The sequence below is a fragment of the Citrobacter sp. XT1-2-2 genome (assembly GCF_023516235.1).
GTDB lineage: Bacteria > Pseudomonadota > Gammaproteobacteria > Enterobacterales > Enterobacteriaceae > Citrobacter > Citrobacter werkmanii.
In genome coordinates, this window is the sequence record NZ_CP097324.1 from 1,955,568 (window position 1) to 1,970,547 (window position 14,980).

General features: G+C 53.9%; 17 protein-coding genes and 1 riboswitch. Of the genes, 15 read left to right on the top strand and 2 right to left on the bottom strand.

Going from position 1 to position 14,980, the window contains the following annotated elements; genetic code table 11:
• Positions 1-16 precede the first annotated feature (16 nt).
• Both pduB and pduA read right to left on the bottom strand, forming a co-directional pair.
• Positions 17-829: a propanediol utilization microcompartment protein PduB gene (gene pduB, locus M4I31_RS09145; RefSeq protein ID WP_003030252.1), complete on the bottom strand. Its 813-nt coding sequence runs from the start codon at positions 827-829 to the stop codon at positions 17-19.
• Positions 829-1,110 (bottom strand): propanediol utilization microcompartment protein PduA, encoded by a 282-nt coding sequence (gene pduA / locus M4I31_RS09150; protein WP_003030255.1) that lies wholly within the window; start codon positions 1,108-1,110, stop codon positions 829-831. The genes pduB and pduA overlap by 1 nt, the downstream gene beginning before the upstream one ends.
• Before the next feature lie 524 nt (positions 1,111-1,634).
• Here pduA and pduF point away from each other — a divergent pair.
• The 15 genes from pduF to cbiM all read left to right on the top strand — a co-directional run bounded on the left by pduF (position 1,635) and on the right by cbiM (position 14,979).
• Complete coding sequence (gene pduF, locus M4I31_RS09155; protein ID WP_085047976.1) at positions 1,635-2,444, top strand: propanediol diffusion facilitator PduF; 810 nt, start codon at positions 1,635-1,637, stop codon at positions 2,442-2,444.
• Between the two features lie 203 nt (positions 2,445-2,647).
• The gene (gene pocR, locus M4I31_RS09160; protein WP_006683984.1) at positions 2,648-3,559 is read left to right on the top strand and encodes a regulatory protein PocR; all 912 of its coding nucleotides are present in this window, start codon (positions 2,648-2,650) and stop codon (positions 3,557-3,559) included.
• A 329-nt stretch (positions 3,560-3,888) separates the two neighbouring features.
• A riboswitch (cobalamin riboswitch) is annotated at positions 3,889-4,064 on the top strand.
• Positions 4,065-4,151: 87 nt separating this feature from the next.
• Positions 4,152-5,531 (top strand): cobyrinate a,c-diamide synthase, encoded by a 1,380-nt coding sequence (locus tag M4I31_RS09165; protein WP_085047977.1) that lies wholly within the window; start codon positions 4,152-4,154, stop codon positions 5,529-5,531.
• Entirely contained in the window at positions 5,528-6,487 is a 960-nt protein-coding gene (gene cbiB / locus M4I31_RS09170; RefSeq protein WP_085047978.1) for an adenosylcobinamide-phosphate synthase CbiB, read from the top strand. Before M4I31_RS09165 ends, cbiB begins: the two co-directional genes overlap by 4 nt.
• Before the next feature lie 10 nt (positions 6,488-6,497).
• Positions 6,498-7,130: a cobalt-precorrin-8 methylmutase gene (locus M4I31_RS09175; protein ID WP_008785140.1), complete on the top strand. Its 633-nt coding sequence runs from the start codon at positions 6,498-6,500 to the stop codon at positions 7,128-7,130.
• Positions 7,127-8,263, top strand: a complete 1,137-nt coding sequence (gene cbiD, locus M4I31_RS09180) for a cobalt-precorrin-5B (C(1))-methyltransferase CbiD (protein WP_038641657.1) — start codon at positions 7,127-7,129, stop codon at positions 8,261-8,263. The genes M4I31_RS09175 and cbiD overlap by 4 nt, the downstream gene beginning before the upstream one ends.
• Positions 8,257-8,862, top strand: coding sequence for a cobalt-precorrin-7 (C(5))-methyltransferase (locus M4I31_RS09185; RefSeq protein WP_061381971.1), 606 nt, complete (start codon positions 8,257-8,259; stop codon positions 8,860-8,862). The genes cbiD and M4I31_RS09185 overlap by 7 nt, the downstream gene beginning before the upstream one ends.
• Positions 8,852-9,421 carry a decarboxylating cobalt-precorrin-6B (C(15))-methyltransferase gene (locus M4I31_RS09190; protein ID WP_038641653.1) on the top strand — a complete coding sequence of 190 codons (570 nt, stop codon included), beginning with the start codon at positions 8,852-8,854 and terminating at the stop codon, positions 9,419-9,421. Before M4I31_RS09185 ends, M4I31_RS09190 begins: the two co-directional genes overlap by 11 nt.
• Positions 9,414-10,187, top strand: coding sequence for a cobalt-precorrin-4 methyltransferase (locus M4I31_RS09195; RefSeq protein WP_085047979.1), 774 nt, complete (start codon positions 9,414-9,416; stop codon positions 10,185-10,187). The genes M4I31_RS09190 and M4I31_RS09195 overlap by 8 nt, the downstream gene beginning before the upstream one ends.
• The gene (gene cbiG, locus M4I31_RS09200) at positions 10,168-11,223 is read left to right on the top strand and encodes a cobalt-precorrin 5A hydrolase (RefSeq protein WP_038641649.1); all 1,056 of its coding nucleotides are present in this window, start codon (positions 10,168-10,170) and stop codon (positions 11,221-11,223) included. The genes M4I31_RS09195 and cbiG overlap by 20 nt, the downstream gene beginning before the upstream one ends.
• Positions 11,223-11,948: a precorrin-3B C(17)-methyltransferase gene (locus tag M4I31_RS09205; RefSeq protein WP_085047980.1), complete on the top strand. Its 726-nt coding sequence runs from the start codon at positions 11,223-11,225 to the stop codon at positions 11,946-11,948. Before cbiG ends, M4I31_RS09205 begins: the two co-directional genes overlap by 1 nt.
• On the top strand, positions 11,945-12,730 hold the full coding sequence (locus M4I31_RS09210; protein ID WP_085047981.1) for a cobalt-precorrin-6A reductase: 786 nt from the start codon (positions 11,945-11,947) through the stop codon (positions 12,728-12,730). Before M4I31_RS09205 ends, M4I31_RS09210 begins: the two co-directional genes overlap by 4 nt.
• A gap of 10 nt (positions 12,731-12,740) precedes the next feature.
• Complete coding sequence (locus tag M4I31_RS09215; protein WP_038641645.1) at positions 12,741-13,535, top strand: sirohydrochlorin cobaltochelatase; 795 nt, start codon at positions 12,741-12,743, stop codon at positions 13,533-13,535.
• Positions 13,532-14,245, top strand: coding sequence for a cobalt-factor II C(20)-methyltransferase (locus M4I31_RS09220; RefSeq protein ID WP_085047982.1), 714 nt, complete (start codon positions 13,532-13,534; stop codon positions 14,243-14,245). The genes M4I31_RS09215 and M4I31_RS09220 overlap by 4 nt, the downstream gene beginning before the upstream one ends.
• A complete protein-coding gene (cbiM, locus tag M4I31_RS09225) occupies positions 14,242-14,979 on the top strand; it encodes a cobalt ECF transporter S component CbiM (RefSeq protein WP_038641642.1) in 738 nt (245 codons plus the stop codon). The genes M4I31_RS09220 and cbiM overlap by 4 nt, the downstream gene beginning before the upstream one ends.
• Position 14,980 lies beyond the last annotated feature (1 nt).

The following is a 14,980-nucleotide window of genomic DNA, read 5'->3' on the forward strand; positions in this document are numbered from 1 at the left end:
ATCAGCCTCACTGATATCAGATATAGGACGGACGATCGTTTTTCGGCTCTGAGCCGAGGGTCCCGAGTACGGTTTTACCGATTTCACGGGCGGAGATAACAGCCTGACGAACTGCGCCGGAATCACCAGAGATGACCAGAATGGCTTCGTTGCTGAAGCTGGTGCCATGGGCCGGGGAGCTGTAGGCTACAACTTCCACATTGGCGGATTTCAGCGCAGTATCAGCCATCAGGACACCCACGGAGGCTGGTGCGCCGACAATCACGCCACAGGCGCGGCCAATCGGCGCGCCAAAGGCTTTTTCCAGCGCGTAGCTGGCGCGGGCGGTGTATTGCATCTCGATGTGACCGGCTTCGTTGGCATAAACATCGCCAAAGGTGCGATCCAGCTCTTTCAGCGCAACCTCAATTCCGCGTTTCACGTCGGAAACATCGTTGCCGCCGAGGATAATCAGCGAGCCGTGGCCCGCGCCGCCTTTGGTATCTCGTGGTAATTCAATACTGACGACTTCCGTATTTGTTGCTTTTACCGCTTCATCGGCGGCCATAATGTGCGGACCCGCGCCAGTACGGGCGCCAAGGATGCCAATGGAGCGATAACGTTTTTCAAGTTTCATCGCGTCCAGTAAGGCGCTGTCTACGTTGGCGATTACCAGACCGACGGTGTCGCCAATCGCGGTACCGACAAACTCCGTTAAACTGCAGCTTTTCTCTGCCATAGCCGTTTCTCGTGTTGGGTGATTATTTTCAGGGATAGCCTGCTGTTCTGGGGTTGCCACGCGAGCAATCACCTGCGCCATGATCTGTTCAACCAGCTCATTGCTGCTCATTAGCTAATTCCCTTCGGTAAGATTTTTTCTACATCGGTGTGAGGGCGCGGGATAACGTGTACGGCTTTCACTTCTCCCACATTACGGGCTGCGGCAGCGCCGGCATCTGTTGCTGCTTTGACTGCGCCGACATCGCCGCGGACAATAACGGTTACCAGCCCCGAACCAATTTTTTCGTAGCCGACCAGCATTACATTGGCTGATTTCACCATTGCATCTGCGGCCTCTATGGCTGCAGTTAAGCCTTTGGTTTCTACCATTCCTAACGCTTCTTGTTGCATAAAGACCTCGCCTGGGTTGTCCCGATATTCATGACTATAAAAAGAAGCGAGGAAAAAGAATGGCTGAGTTGAAAGTATGAATGAAAAAATAGTGAGGTTATGGTGATATAAAATTGCTGTGTTTTATTTTATCTTTTTGTTTTTAATGGTTATTTTTTATTTTCATAATATGAATATTTAGTTATGTTAATTCCATATTTACACTTTTGTTAGTGACATTAAAAATGGCATTTGCTATGCGGAAAAATGAAAATGTGATGATTGTCTGAAAACATAATTCTGCCAATAGCAATATTTTATCGTTTCACAAATGTACCACTAATAGTGGATTTCCCTGTGTTCTCACCTGTTTTAATAAAAGTGATAGCAAGAATTTGCTATCTCAGCACGATTTTGAGGGGCATGCCGCCTTCAGATTGCCAACATTTTGCCGATACGGCTTTTTATAGTAAGCCTTGAAGTATTCTACGTACCAGCAAGGAGTCCGCTGGTAAAGACACGAACTCTGCTTAGAAGGTGTCACAATGAACGATTCACTAAAAGCGCAATGCATTGCTGAGTTTTTGGGTACCGGGCTGTTTTTGTTTTTTGGCATCGGATGCCTGAGCGCACTTAAAGTCGCGGGCGCCAGTTTGGGATTATGGGAGATCTGCATCATATGGGGGTTGGGGATCTCGCTTGCCGTTTACCTGACAGCGGGGATTTCTGGCGCGCATCTCAATCCCGCAATCACCATCGCCCTGTGGTTATTTGCCTGTTTTCCGGGGCGCAAAGTTGTGCCATACACCGTAGCGCAGGTTGCGGGTGCCTTTGGCGGCGCGTTGCTAGCCTATCTGCTGTACGGAAATCTATTTACCGAATATGAGTCTGCCCATCAAATGGTACGCGGCAGCCTTGAAAGCCTGCAATTGGCCAGTATTTTTAGTACTTATCCAGCGGCGGCGCTCAGCGTCTGGCAGGCTGCGCTGGTTGAAGTAGTGATCACTTCCATTCTGATGGGCATGATCATGGCACTTACCGATGACGGTAATGGCGTCCCCAGAGGGCCATTGGCGCCTTTATTGATTGGCATTCTGGTGGCTGTTCTCGGTGCATCTACCGGGCCGCTCACCGGATTTGCGATGAACCCGGCACGTGATTTCGGTCCAAAATTATTTGCATGGATGGCCGGGTGGGGAGATGTGGCGATGACTGGCGGGCGTGATATCCCTTATTTCATCGTACCGATTGTGGCCCCCATCATCGGTGCGTGCGCGGGCGCAGCAATTTATCGTTATTTTATTGGCAAAAATTTACCGTGTAATACGTGTAAACTGGAGGAAAATGAGAGCTAGCTTCACGGAAGATGTTTATTTTTAAAGCGTAAAAACTGTTTTCGTGATCCGGTTTCCTGAACCGCTGAAAAAGTCTCCCCACAATGGGAGACTTTTGTTATGTTCGATGATGACTTTCATCAGCGCCCAGGAAAGCGAGATGAAACTGGATGTGTAAATAGTATGTTTTATTTATAACAATAAATTAACTGAGAGGTTTTATCATGATTTCTGCGAGTGCCCTGAACTCAGAACTCATTAATAAAATCGCACAGGATTTTGCGCAGGCCACCAGTCTGGCTGTTGTGGTTGTCAATATTCACGGTGATGAAATTTCTGAGCTTTTTAATTTCACCCCTTTTTGTCAGTTGATGCGCCAGCATCCTCAGCACAGTACCCGTTGTCGTATGAGCGATCGCTGTGGCGGGCTGGAAGCTTCAAAATCCGATCAACCCTGCATCTATCGCTGCCACGCGGGGCTTACCGACTTTTCAATTCCGCTGGTAATTGCGGGTCACCTGGTTGGGTTCGTATTGTGCGGTCAGGTGCGTTTAAGTAACGATGTCGGCCTGGTGGATATCCTGAACGTCGATGACCGCTGGCAAGCCGATCCCGAACTGCTCAGTGAATTTCGTAATGTGCCGGAGATGGACTATTCGCGCGTTATCGCCTCGGCGGATCTGCTAAAGCTCATCGTGGAAAATTGCCTTAAAAAACAACTAAATTTTGTGGTTATCAAAGACAACCCGCAGCAGGCAGAGCCAGTACGCGCCAACCGAACGCCGAATCCTCACGACAGCAAAATGAAAAAAGCGCTGCGCTATATTGATGCGCATTTGTCAGATGAGTTACGCCTGGAAGATGTTGCGTCTCATGTTTACCTTAGCCCTTACTATTTCAGTAAATTGTTCAAAAAATATCAGGGTATCGGGTTTAACGCCTGGGTAAATCAACAGCGAATGGCGAGTGCCAAAGAGTTGCTCTGTCATAGTGACTGGAGCATAGCCAGCATTGCGCGTAATTTAGGCTTTTCACAAACCAGTTATTTCTGCAAAGTATTCCGCCAGACGTATCAGGTTACGCCGCAGGCATTTCGCCAGCAAATAAATGTCATTTCACGCGGTGAGTCCGCTTAAATAGCAATATTTTGCTATTGCCGATTTTTGATATCGGGCGCTATGTCAGTAATTATAAAATGAAAAGTAACAACAGCAGTCAATAAATTGTCATAGCGCAACAAAATAATAGTATTAGAGGGATAAACTGCACCAGTTTTTATTTTTGTGATGAGATACAGTGTCTGTATGCCTGACTTTCTTTATTCTTTGCGGACACTTTCATTCAAAATGTGACCATGTGAATAAGTGGGTTTATGCCAGATAATTGGTTGAATGAACCCGGAAAGATATTAAATTGAATTATTGTCATGAGGTCGTGAATTTACCTCATAACAGGGAGCTTAATTAAGGCTCCTGAACTGACAGGTTTGCCACATTTGTGGTAGGGAAGGGGGTGATAATCCCCCGCAGCCCCCGCTGCTGTGATGCTGACGACCCCGTATGGACCACTGATCGCAAGATTGGGAAGGACGGGTGAGGATGACGCTAAGCCAGAAGACCTGCCTGTCAGTGACTACCAACAACTTCGGTGGGAAGTGGGTGGTTCAGATGCATACAGTCGAGAGACTGGGTATCTCTACACCCCTACCACCCTGAACAGGATCAGGGTATGGCGGCCAATTTTCACGCATTTGTTCTTGCAGGTACCGGAAGCGGCTGTGGTAAAACCACGGTGACGCTGGGCTTGTTGAGCTTGTTGAAAAAACGCGGTTTACGCGTCCAGCCTTGCAAAGTGGGGCCTGATTACCTTGATACCGGCTGGCATACAGCGGTATGCGGTACCGCTTCCCGCAATCTTGATAGCTTCATGCTTCCCGCTTCCACTCTCAATGCTTTATTCCGCGAGCAGATGCAACATGCCGATATCGCCGTGATTGAAGGCGTGATGGGGTTGTATGACGGTTATGGTACCGACCCGAACTACTGCAGTACCGCCGCGATGGCCAAACAGTTAGGTTGCCCGGTCATCTTACTGGTTGATGGTAAAGCTGTTTCCACCTCGATAGCCGCAACGGTAATGGGTTTTCAGCATTTTGATCCCACGCTGAACATCGCCGGGGTGATCGTTAATCGGGTCAACAGCGAAACGCATTATCAGCTGCTGAAGGTGGCGATTGAGCGTTACTGTTCCGTTCCTGTATTAGGCTACGTTCCCCGTATGGAAGGCGTTGCGCTTCCGGAGCGTCATCTGGGGCTGGTTACCGCGCGTGAATCTGTTATCAATCAGCAGCCGTGGCAGGCCTTTGCCGCGACGCTGGAGCAGACGCTGGATATCGATGCTCTACTGAAATTAAGCCAGCTAAACACCCTCCCTGCGGGTGAATGGCCTACGCTTCCCGATACTGATGCCGGAGAAGGGCTAACGCTTGCTATCGCTGATGACGAAGCGTTCAACTTTTATTACCCGGACAATATTACTTTGCTTGAACGCACGGGGTTGAAGATTGTGCGTTTTAGCCCGTTGCACGACACCTGTTTACCTGATTGTCAGATGATCTGGCTGGGTGGCGGATACCCTGAGTTACATGCTGCGGCTCTGGCCCGCAATGTCCCGATGCTTAAGCAATTGCGAGCCGCACATCACCGCGGCGTGGCGATTTACGCCGAGTGCGGTGGGCTGATGTATCTCGGCAGTTCGCTGGAGGACAGCCACGGTGATAGCTGGTTGATGGCGGATATCATTCCCGGTCACAGTAAAATGGGGAAACGTCTGACCCGATTTGGCTACTGCGAGGCGCAGGCCGCGCAGCAAACCTTGTTAGCTGCAGAAGGCGAAGTGCTGCGCGGGCATGAATTTCACTACTCAGATTTTATTCCTGAAACTCCCGCGGTGATGCACTGTCGCAAAGTGCGCGATGGCAAAACGTTGCAGACCTGGTCCGGCGGCTGGCAGGTGGGTAACACTTTCGCCAGCTATCTACACGTTCATTTTGCTCAACGTCCGCAGATGCTTAACCATTGGTTGGCAGCCGCGAGGAGCGCGCTATGACGATCCTTGCGTGGTGTGTTGCCTGGCTGCTTGATTTTATTATCGGCGATCCGCAGAACTGGCCGCATCCGGTGCGCTGGATTGGCAATCTGATTTCTGCCATGCAGCGAGTCGTGCGGCGCTACTGCCATAGCGATCGTGCGTTGCGCATTGGTGGCGCGGCGATGTGGGTAGTGGTGGTTGGCCTGACCTGGACTGTGTCCTGGGGCGTACTGGCGCTGGCGCACTCTATTCATCCCTGGCTTGGTTGGGTGGTAGAGGTTTGGATGATCTTTACCGTGCTGGCGGGGCGCTGTCTGGCGAACGCCGCGCAGGATGTCGAACGTCCGTTGCGTGCCGGTAACCTTGCCGCAAGTCGGGAAAAGTTATCTTGGATCGTAGGTCGCGATACCTCGCAATTACAACCTCAGCAGATCAATCGTGCCGTGGTGGAAACCGTGGCCGAAAACACCGTTGATGGCATCATCGCGCCGCTGTTTTTCCTTCTTCTCGGCGGCGCGCCTTTGGCGATGGCCTACAAAGCGGTAAATACCCTTGACTCCATGGTGGGTTACAAACATGAAAAATACCGCGCTATCGGTATGGTCAGCGCGCGTCTGGATGATGTCGCAAATTATATTCCTGCGAGACTGAGCTGGCTGCTGCTGGGCGTTGCTGCATTTTTATGCCGTCAGGACGGTTCGCGTGCTTTGCAGATCGGCTGGCGCGATCGCTATAACCACAGTAGCCCAAACTGCGCGTGGTCGGAGGCCTCCGTTGCCGGGGCATTAGGTATTCGTCTGGGTGGCCCTAATGACTACTTTGGCGAGCGCGTTGAGAAACCGTGGATTGGTGATGCACAACGCGACATTTCGGTAGACGACATTTCCCATACGATTCGATTGATGTGGGTGGCATCGACGCTGGCACTGGCGCTGTTTATCGCGCTGCGGTGGCTGCTGGTCGGTGTAGCCTGAGGACAACACTATGCAATATATCCAGCAACCCCAGGCTATTGAGGCCAAAAGTTTCGACATTATAGGCGAGATTATCCGTGAAACCCGTCCGGACTATCAGTTTGCCAGTCCGTTGCATGAAGCCATTATCAAGCGGGTCATTCACACCACGGCGGATTTCGACTGGCTGGACATTCTGTGGTTTTCCAGTGATGTGCTGGAGCAGTTCTGCGCGGCGCTTAGCCGTTCGAGCGTGATTTATACCGATACCACCATGGCCCTTTCCGGGATCAATAAAACGCTGCTGGCAAAATTTGGCGGCGAGTGCCGCTGCTATATCAGCGATCCACGAGTCGTACGTACGGCAAAAGAGCAGGGGATCACCCGCTCAATGGCGGCTGTCGATATTGCGGTGAAAGAAGAGGGGGAAAAGCTGTTTGTTTTTGGCAACGCGCCGACAGCGCTGTTCCGCCTGCTTGAGCATGATGTTGCGGTTAGCGGTGTGGTTGGTGTACCGGTCGGGTTCGTTGGTGCTGAAGAGTCGAAAGATGCCCTGACCCAAAGCAACCTGCCGGCCATTGCTGCGTTAGGACGTAAAGGGGGGAGTAACGTCGCCGCTGCTATCGTCAATGCCATGCTTTATCACATGCAGGGGGCGCGATGAGCGAGGCCTTCGATACGCCGGTGTGGCACAACGGCAAAGCGCTGCGTAAAGGATATACCACGGGATCGTGTGCGACGGCGGCTGCAAAAGTGGCGGCGCTGATGGTATTGCGCCAGCACCTGATCCATCAGGTTTCCATCGTGACGCCTTCCGGGGTGACGCTGTGCCTGAACGTCGAATCGCCGCATATCGAAGGGCAGCAGGCGATAGCCGCGATCCGTAAAGACGGTGGCGATGATGTCGATGCCACGCATGGCATGCTGATTTTTGCCCGCGTGACGTTAGATGATAGTGGCGTGATCGCCTTACAGGGCGGTGAAGGGGTCGGTACGGTTACCCGCAAAGGGATCGGTCTACCGGTGGGGAGTTCGGCGATTAACCGCACACCTCGCCAGACCATTGAGTCGGCGGTACGTGAAGCGATTGGTCCAAATCGTGGGGCGCAGATTGAAATCTTCGCGCCGGAAGGCGAAGAGCGGGCGCAAAAAACTTACAACTCGCGGCTTGGCATTCTGGGCGGTATTTCGATTATTGGCACCACGGGTATCGTCACGCCAATGTCGGAAGAGAGCTGGAAGCGTTCGCTGTCGCTGGAGCTGGAAATTAAACGCGCGGCGGGTCTGGATCGCGTGGTTCTGGTGCCGGGAAACCACGGTGAACGTTTTGTGCGTGAACAGATGGGCATCGACACCCAGGTTGTGGTCACCATGAGCAACTTTGTCGGCTACATGATTGAAGAAGCCGTCCGTCTGGGATTTCGGCAAATCGTGCTGGTGGGACATCCCGGGAAACTTATCAAAATCGCGGCGGGGATCTTCCATACCCACAGCCATATTGCCGATGCGCGTATGGAAACGCTGGTGGCCCATCTCGCGTTGCTTGGCGCGCCTCTGGAACTGCTGAGGCTGGTCAGCGACTGCGATACTACCGAAGCGGCGATGGAACACATCGACGCGTACGGCTTTCAGCATATTTATAACCATCTGGCGGAGCGGATCTGTATGCGCGTTCTGCAAACGTTGCGCTTTACCAAAAATCCCCCGACCTGCGACGCGATCATGTTCTCGTTTGACAATCAGGTGCTTGGCAGTAATCGCCCGATCGCAGAAATTGCTGAGGAGATGCAATGTTAACCGTTGTGGGAATGGGACCCGCGGGTTTGCATTTGATGACGCCTGCGGCGCGTGAAGCGGTCGCAACGGCTGATGTGCTGGTTGGCGGTAAGCGGCATTTGCAGCAATTCCCGGATTTCACCGGTGAACGGTTTGCTCTTGGCGCCAATATCGCGGAGCTCCTGAACTGGGTAACTGCGCACAAGGATAAGCATGTCGTCGTGCTGGCGTCTGGCGATCCGCTGTTCTACGGAATTGGGACGCGCATGGTGGCGCATTTTGGCATCGGGCAGGTACGCATTATTCCCGGCATTAGCGCGGTGCAGTATCTGTGTGCGCAGTCCGGTATCGATATGAACGATATGTGGCTGACCAGTAGCCACGGGCGCAGCGTCTGTTTCGATGAACTGGCCCGACATAACAAGGTGGGGATGGTAACAGATGCGTTGTGCGGCCCACGTGAAATCGCGCAGCAGCTAATCACTCGAGGCAAGGGACATCGCTGGATGGTTATTGGCGAAAACCTGGCGATGGAAAACGAGCGGATCCATGTCCTGCCTGTGAGTGAAATTAATGCCGACTATGACATGAATGCAGTGGTGATCCTTGATGAAAGATGAGCTGTTTCTGCGTGGAGAGAAGGTGCCGATGACCAAAGAAGCGGTACGCGCACTTGCCCTCTCAAAACTTGAATTACACCGCGCCAGTCACCTGATTGATATTGGTGCGGGAACAGGCAGCGTGTCGATAGAAGCGGCGCTGCAATATCCAGGATTGCGTGTGACGGCAATCGAACGTAACCCGGCGGCGCTCAGGTTGCTGGATGAAAATCGCCAGCATTTTGCCTGCGCAAATATCGACATTTTTCCCGGCGTTGCGCCAATGACCATCGCCGAAAAAGCCGATGCCATTTTTATGGGCGGCAGCGGTGGGCATCTGACCGATCTCATTGACTGGTCGATGCGTCAACTGCATCCCGCCGGGCGGCTGGTAATGACGTTTATCCTCCAGGAAAACCTCAATACCGCGCTGGCTCATCTGGACCATCTTGGCGTACAGGGAGTGGATTGCCTGCAGCTACAGGTTTCCTCGCTTACCACGCTTGGCAGTGGTCATTATTTCAAACCGAATAACCCCGTATTTGTTATCGCCTGTCAGAAGGAAGGAAACCATGTCTGAGATTTTTGATCCCCGTAGCGTGTGGTTCGTTGGCGCAGGTCCTGGCGATCGCGAGCTGATTACCCTCAAAGGTTACCGTTTGCTACAGCAGGCGCAGGTGGTTATCTACGCTGGATCGCTGATTAACACCGAACTGCTGGAATATTGCCCCGCCGGTGCTGAATGCCACGACAGCGCTGAACTGCATCTGGAGCAGATCCTCGATCTGATGGAAGCTGGCGTGAAGGCTGGCAAGACCGTGGTGCGTCTGCAAACTGGCGATGTCTCACTGTACGGTTCCGTCCGCGAGCAGGGCGAGGAACTGACCAAACGCGGGATCGACTGGCAGGTGGTGCCCGGCGTCAGCGCATTCCTCGGTGCGGCAGCGGAACTCGGCGTGGAGTACACCGTGCCTGAAGTCTCCCAAAGCCTGATCATTACCCGTCTGGAAGGGCGCACGCCGGTCCCCGAGCGCGAACAACTGGAGTCGTTTGCCAGTCACCAGACATCTATGGCGATTTATCTTTCCGTCCAGCGTATTCATCGGGTGGCCGAGCGTTTGATTGAAGGCGGTTATCCGGCGACCACGCCAGTGGCGGTGATTTACAAAGCGACCTGGCCGGAAAGCCAGACCGTGCGCGGTACCCTGGCGGATATTGGCGACAAGGTTCGCGACGCGGGCATCCGCAAAACGGCCCTGATTCTGGTCGGTGATTTCCTGGGCTCGGAGTATCACTACTCCAAACTCTATGCGGCGGACTTTAGCCATGAATACCGTAAAGCCTGAGTCAATTGCGCTTTTTTGCCTGACGCCAGGCGGCGTTGTGCTGGCGAAACGTCTGGCGGCTATGCTGCCGGTCACCTGTTTTACCAGTGAAAAGCTGCTGGAGGAGGGGTTTATTCCCTTTGAAAACGGCTTTGCCAATACCGCCCGCGAAGCGTTTATGAATTATTCGGCGCTGATTTTTATCGGGGCGACTGGCATTGCGGTGCGCGTACTGGCCCCGCTGGTCAACGATAAATTTTGCGATCCGGCGGTGGTGGTCATTGATGAACGTGCCCAGCATGTCATCAGCCTGCTCTCCGGCCATGCAGGGGGCGCGAATGCGCTGGCGCGTTATCTGGCAGGCATGTTGGGCGCCGACCCGGTAATCACCACGGCGACGGATGTCAACGATATGGCGGCCCTGGATACGCTGGCATTCCAGTTGAATGCCCGGATGAGCGATTTCCGTTCGGCGGTGAAGATCGTGAATCAGATGCTGGTCAGCAACAAACGGGTTGGCCTGTGGTGGGATGACGAACTGACCCAGGATATCAGCCATTGCGATCGCCGTGGTTTTATTACGGTAACCGATCTCAATCAGCTTCCCGAACTGGATGCGCTGGTGTGTATCACCTTACGCACCAACTTACCCGAACTGCCTGTTCCGCACTGGAAGCTGGTGCCGCAGCGGGTCGTGGCCGGAATTGGTTGTCGCCGCGACACACCGTTTCCACTGCTGGCTGCGCTGCTTGCCCGTCAACTTGAAGCCCAGCAACTCGACCCGCTGGCGCTCAAAGCCATTGGCAGTATCACGCTGAAAAAAGATGAACAGGGGCTCATCCAGTTGGCTTCGTGCTGCCGCGTGCCTTTCGAAACCTTTTCCGCTGACGCGCTGCGTGAGCATGAACACCGTTTTCCGGCCTCATCGTTTGTTCGTAAAACGGTGGGGACAGGAAGCGTTTCTGGTCCTGCAGCCTGGCTGCTGAGCCACGGACAACTGTTAGGCGAGACCCTGCGAGAACAGGGCGTCACTATCACTTTGGGAGTTTCACACTGATGTTAAGCGTAATTGGAATTGGCCCTGGCTCGCAGGCAATGATGACCATGGAAGCCGTTGAAGCACTACAGGCAGCGGAAATCATCGTTGGCTATAAAACCTACACCCATCTGGTTAAGGCCTTTACTGGCGACAAACAGGTGATCAAAACCGGGATGTGTAAGGAGATTGAACGCTGTCAGGCGGCGATCGAACTGGCGCAGGCGGGTCACAATGTGGCACTCATCAGCAGCGGTGATGCGGGAATTTACGGGATGGCCGGGCTGGTGCTGGAGCTGGTTAGTAAGCAAAAGCTGGAAGTTGAGGTCAGACTGATCCCAGGCATGACTGCCAGCATCGCCGCCGCCTCCTTACTGGGCGCGCCGTTGATGCACGACTTCTGCCACATCAGCTTAAGCGATCTGCTGACGCCATGGCCGGTTATCGAAAAACGCATTGTTGCCGCTGGCGAAGCCGACTTTGTTATCTGTTTCTACAACCCGCGCAGCCGGGGTCGCGAAGGACATCTGGCGCGCGCATTTGAGCTGCTTTCCGCCAGCAAGAGCGCGCAAACGCCGGTGGGTATTGTGAAATCAGCCGGACGTAAAAAGCAGGCAAAATGGCTGACCACTCTCGGTGAAATGGACTTTGAACCGGTTGATATGACCAGTCTGGTGATCGTTGGCAACAAAACAACCTACGTGCAGGACGGCCTGATGATCACGCCACGAGGTTATGTGCTGTGAATTACGGTGACGTGTTGGTCATGGGCGGTACCAGCGATGCGCGCATGCTGTGCCAGCAACTGGATGCGGCAAACGTGGCCTACACCCTGTCAGTGGCGACCCCAACGGGGAAGCAGCTGGCGGGAGACATCAAAGGCCAGGTGCGTTGCGGACGTCTGGAGCGTGAGCAAATGATTGCCTGGCTGCAGGAAAATCGGACGCGCTGGGTGATTGACGCCTCGCATCCGTATGCCGAGGTGGTGAGCCGCAATATCGTGAGCGCTTGCGAAGCGGCGGGCGTGCTGCTGAGCCGCTACCAGCGTCCTGAGCAGTTGAGTGGTTTAACCCACCCGCATCTGTTTACCGTACAGAGTATTCAGCAAGCCTGCGAGGTGGCGCGACGCTTCGGTAAACGCGTGTTGCTCACCACCGGCAGTAAAGATTTAGCCATCTGGCGTGAAAGATTAGCGGAAAAAACGTTGCTGGCGCGTGTTCTGCCTGTACCTGAGGTCATTCAGCAATGCGCGGATCTGGGTTTTGGCGTCGGTGAAATTTTTGCGTTGTGCGGGCCGTTTAGCGCCGAGTTCAACGCCGCGTTTTACCGTCAGTGTCAGGCTGATGTGGTGATCACCAAAGCATCTGGTGCGGAAGGTGGTTATCAGGAAAAAGTTCAACCCTGTCTGGATGCTGGTATCCCCTGCATCGTGATTACACGTCCGGCACCGTTGGTGACGGGAGAAGAGTTACTGGAAAGTCAGGCCGCATTTAGGGCGCGTTTAACGCGCTGGCTGGCCGCTGCTTAAGGAGTTAGAGATGAAAAAGGCGCTTCTGGTGGTCAGCTTTGGCACCAGCTATCACGACACCTGTGAGAAAAATATTGTGGCCTGCGAGCGCGATCTCGCGGCCAGTTGCCCGGATCGTGACCTGTTCCGTGCGTTTACCTCCGGGATGATTATCCGCAAGCTCAAGCAGCGTGACGGCATTGATATCGACACGCCGTTGCAGGCGCTGCAAAAGCTGGCAGAGCAGGGGTATCAGGATGTGGCTATTCAGTCGCTGCACATCATCAACGGCGACGAATACGAAAAAATAGTCCGCGAAGTACAAAGTATGCGTCCGCTGTTTTCTCGCCTGACGCTTGGCGTACCGCTGCTGAGCAGCCATGAAGATTACGCGCAGCTGATGCTGGCGCTGCAACAGCAGATGCCGCCGCTTGGCGAAAAGGAAAAAGTGGTCTTTATGGGGCACGGAGCCAGCCATCATGCCTTTGCCGCTTATGCCTGTCTCGATCATATGATGACGGCGCAGCGCTACCCGGCGCGGGTCGGGGCGGTGGAAAGCTACCCGGAAGTGGATGTGTTAATTGATAGTTTGTCTCAGGAAGGGGTGACGGCGGTGCATCTGATGCCGCTGATGTTAGTTGCTGGCGACCATGCCATCAATGATATGGCCTCCGACGAAGACGATTCGTGGAAGACATTGTTTAATGCGGCCGGGATACGGGCTACGCCGTGGCTCAGTGGGTTGGGTGAGAATCCGGCGGTGCGCGCCATGTTTGTGGCGCATTTACAGCAGGCGCTGAATGTGGCGCTGGAGGAAGCGGCATGAGCGGAAAACTGTACGCGTTAAGCACCGGGCCAGGCGCTTCCGATCTCATCACCGTGCGCGCCGCCCGCACGCTGGGTCAGCTCGATATTCTCTATGCGCCTGCCGGGCGTAAAGGCGGCGACAGCCTGGCGCTGTCAATCGTGCGGGAGTATATCGGCGAGCAGACCGAAGTCCGCTGCTGCCATTTTCCAATGAGTGCCGACAGCGCTGAAAAAGAGGCTGTCTGGGATGAGGTTGCCGCCGCGCTGGTTCAGGAAGTGGAGGCCGGTAAACAGGTTGGTTTTATTACCCTTGGTGATGCCATGCTGTTCAGTACTTGGGTCTTTTTACTCCAGCGTATTGGCTGTCCTGACTGGTTGGAAATCGTTCCGGGCGTGACCTCTTTCGCCGCGATTGCCGCGCGTTCGAAAACGCCGCTCGCCATGGAGCAACAGTCGCTGGCGGTGGTCTCCTGTACCGCGCCGGAAGCGGAAATCCAGCAGGCGTTAAAGCGGCATGACAGCCTGGTGCTGATGAAAGTGTACGGTCGTTTTGCGCGCATCAAAGCGTTGCTGCAACAAGAGGGCTTGTTGAATTGCGCATTGATGATGTCTGAAGCCACGCTGCCGGGTGAGCAGTGCTGGCGTCATCTCAACGAAGTCAGCGACGACCAGCCGCTGCCTTATTTCTCGACCATTCTGGTTAATAAACAGTGGGAGTATGCACAATGAAGCTTGAACAACAGCTTAAACAGCTGTCTTTCAGCGGGTTGGCTGCGGCGCTATTACTGATGATTGTCCCTGAGCAAGCGTTCGCCATGCACATTATGGAAGGCTTCTTGCCGCCAATGTGGGCGCTGGCCTGGTGGCTGCTGTTTTTACCTTGCCTGTGGTACGGATTAGTGCGCTTGCGTCAAATCGTCCAGGAAGACAGCCACCAAAAAGTGTTACTGGCCCTCTGCGGCGCGTTTATTTTTGTGCTGTCGGCGCTGAAAATTCCTTCCGTTACCGGAAGCTGCTCGCATCCGACTGGTGTCGGGCTGGCGGTTATCCTGTTCGGACCGGGTGTGGTCGCTATTCTCGGTGCAATCGTCCTGCTGTTCCAGGCCTTGCTGCTGGCGCACGGTGGTTTAACGACGCTCGGCGCCAACGGTATGTCGATGGCGGTGATTGGCCCGGTAGTAGGTTACATGGTGTGGAAAATGGCCTGCCGCGCGGGGCTACGCCGGGATGTCTGCGTCTTCCTGTGCGCCATGCTGGCGGATCTCGTCACCTATTTTGTTACCTCGGTGCAACTGGGCGTTGCGTTCCCGGATCCGTCCGCAGGCGCAATGGGGTCGATTGTGAAATTCATGGGCATTTTCTGCCTGACGCAGATCCCCATCGCGATTGCGGAAGGTCTGCTCACCGTAATGATTTATGACCAGCTAACCAAACGCCAGTTGATAACCGCACAAGGACATTAAC

Excerpts from the sequence above, each read along its gene's own strand:
- M4I31_RS09205 (WP_085047980.1), top strand. The coding sequence starts at position 11,223 with ATGTTAAGCGTAATTGGAATTGGCCCTGGCTCGCAGGCAATGATGACC.
- M4I31_RS09165 (WP_085047977.1), top strand. The coding sequence starts at position 4,152 with ATGGCGGCCAATTTTCACGCATTTGTTCTTGCAGGTACCGGAAGCGGC.
- cbiM (WP_038641642.1), top strand. The coding sequence starts at position 14,242 with ATGAAGCTTGAACAACAGCTTAAACAGCTGTCTTTCAGCGGGTTGGCT.
- pocR (WP_006683984.1), top strand. The coding sequence starts at position 2,648 with ATGATTTCTGCGAGTGCCCTGAACTCAGAACTCATTAATAAAATCGCA.
- M4I31_RS09195 (WP_085047979.1), top strand. The coding sequence starts at position 9,414 with ATGTCTGAGATTTTTGATCCCCGTAGCGTGTGGTTCGTTGGCGCAGGT.
- M4I31_RS09185 (WP_061381971.1), top strand. The coding sequence starts at position 8,257 with ATGTTAACCGTTGTGGGAATGGGACCCGCGGGTTTGCATTTGATGACG.
- pduF (WP_085047976.1), top strand. The coding sequence starts at position 1,635 with ATGAACGATTCACTAAAAGCGCAATGCATTGCTGAGTTTTTGGGTACC.
- cbiD (WP_038641657.1), top strand. The coding sequence starts at position 7,127 with ATGAGCGAGGCCTTCGATACGCCGGTGTGGCACAACGGCAAAGCGCTG.
- M4I31_RS09215 (WP_038641645.1), top strand. The coding sequence starts at position 12,741 with ATGAAAAAGGCGCTTCTGGTGGTCAGCTTTGGCACCAGCTATCACGAC.
- cbiB (WP_085047978.1), top strand. The coding sequence starts at position 5,528 with ATGACGATCCTTGCGTGGTGTGTTGCCTGGCTGCTTGATTTTATTATC.
- pduB (WP_003030252.1), bottom strand. The coding sequence starts at position 829 with ATGAGCAGCAATGAGCTGGTTGAACAGATCATGGCGCAGGTGATTGCT.
- M4I31_RS09175 (WP_008785140.1), top strand. The coding sequence starts at position 6,498 with ATGCAATATATCCAGCAACCCCAGGCTATTGAGGCCAAAAGTTTCGAC.
- M4I31_RS09190 (WP_038641653.1), top strand. The coding sequence starts at position 8,852 with ATGAAAGATGAGCTGTTTCTGCGTGGAGAGAAGGTGCCGATGACCAAA.
- M4I31_RS09220 (WP_085047982.1), top strand. The coding sequence starts at position 13,532 with ATGAGCGGAAAACTGTACGCGTTAAGCACCGGGCCAGGCGCTTCCGAT.
- pduA (WP_003030255.1), bottom strand. The coding sequence starts at position 1,110 with ATGCAACAAGAAGCGTTAGGAATGGTAGAAACCAAAGGCTTAACTGCA.
- cbiG (WP_038641649.1), top strand. The coding sequence starts at position 10,168 with ATGAATACCGTAAAGCCTGAGTCAATTGCGCTTTTTTGCCTGACGCCA.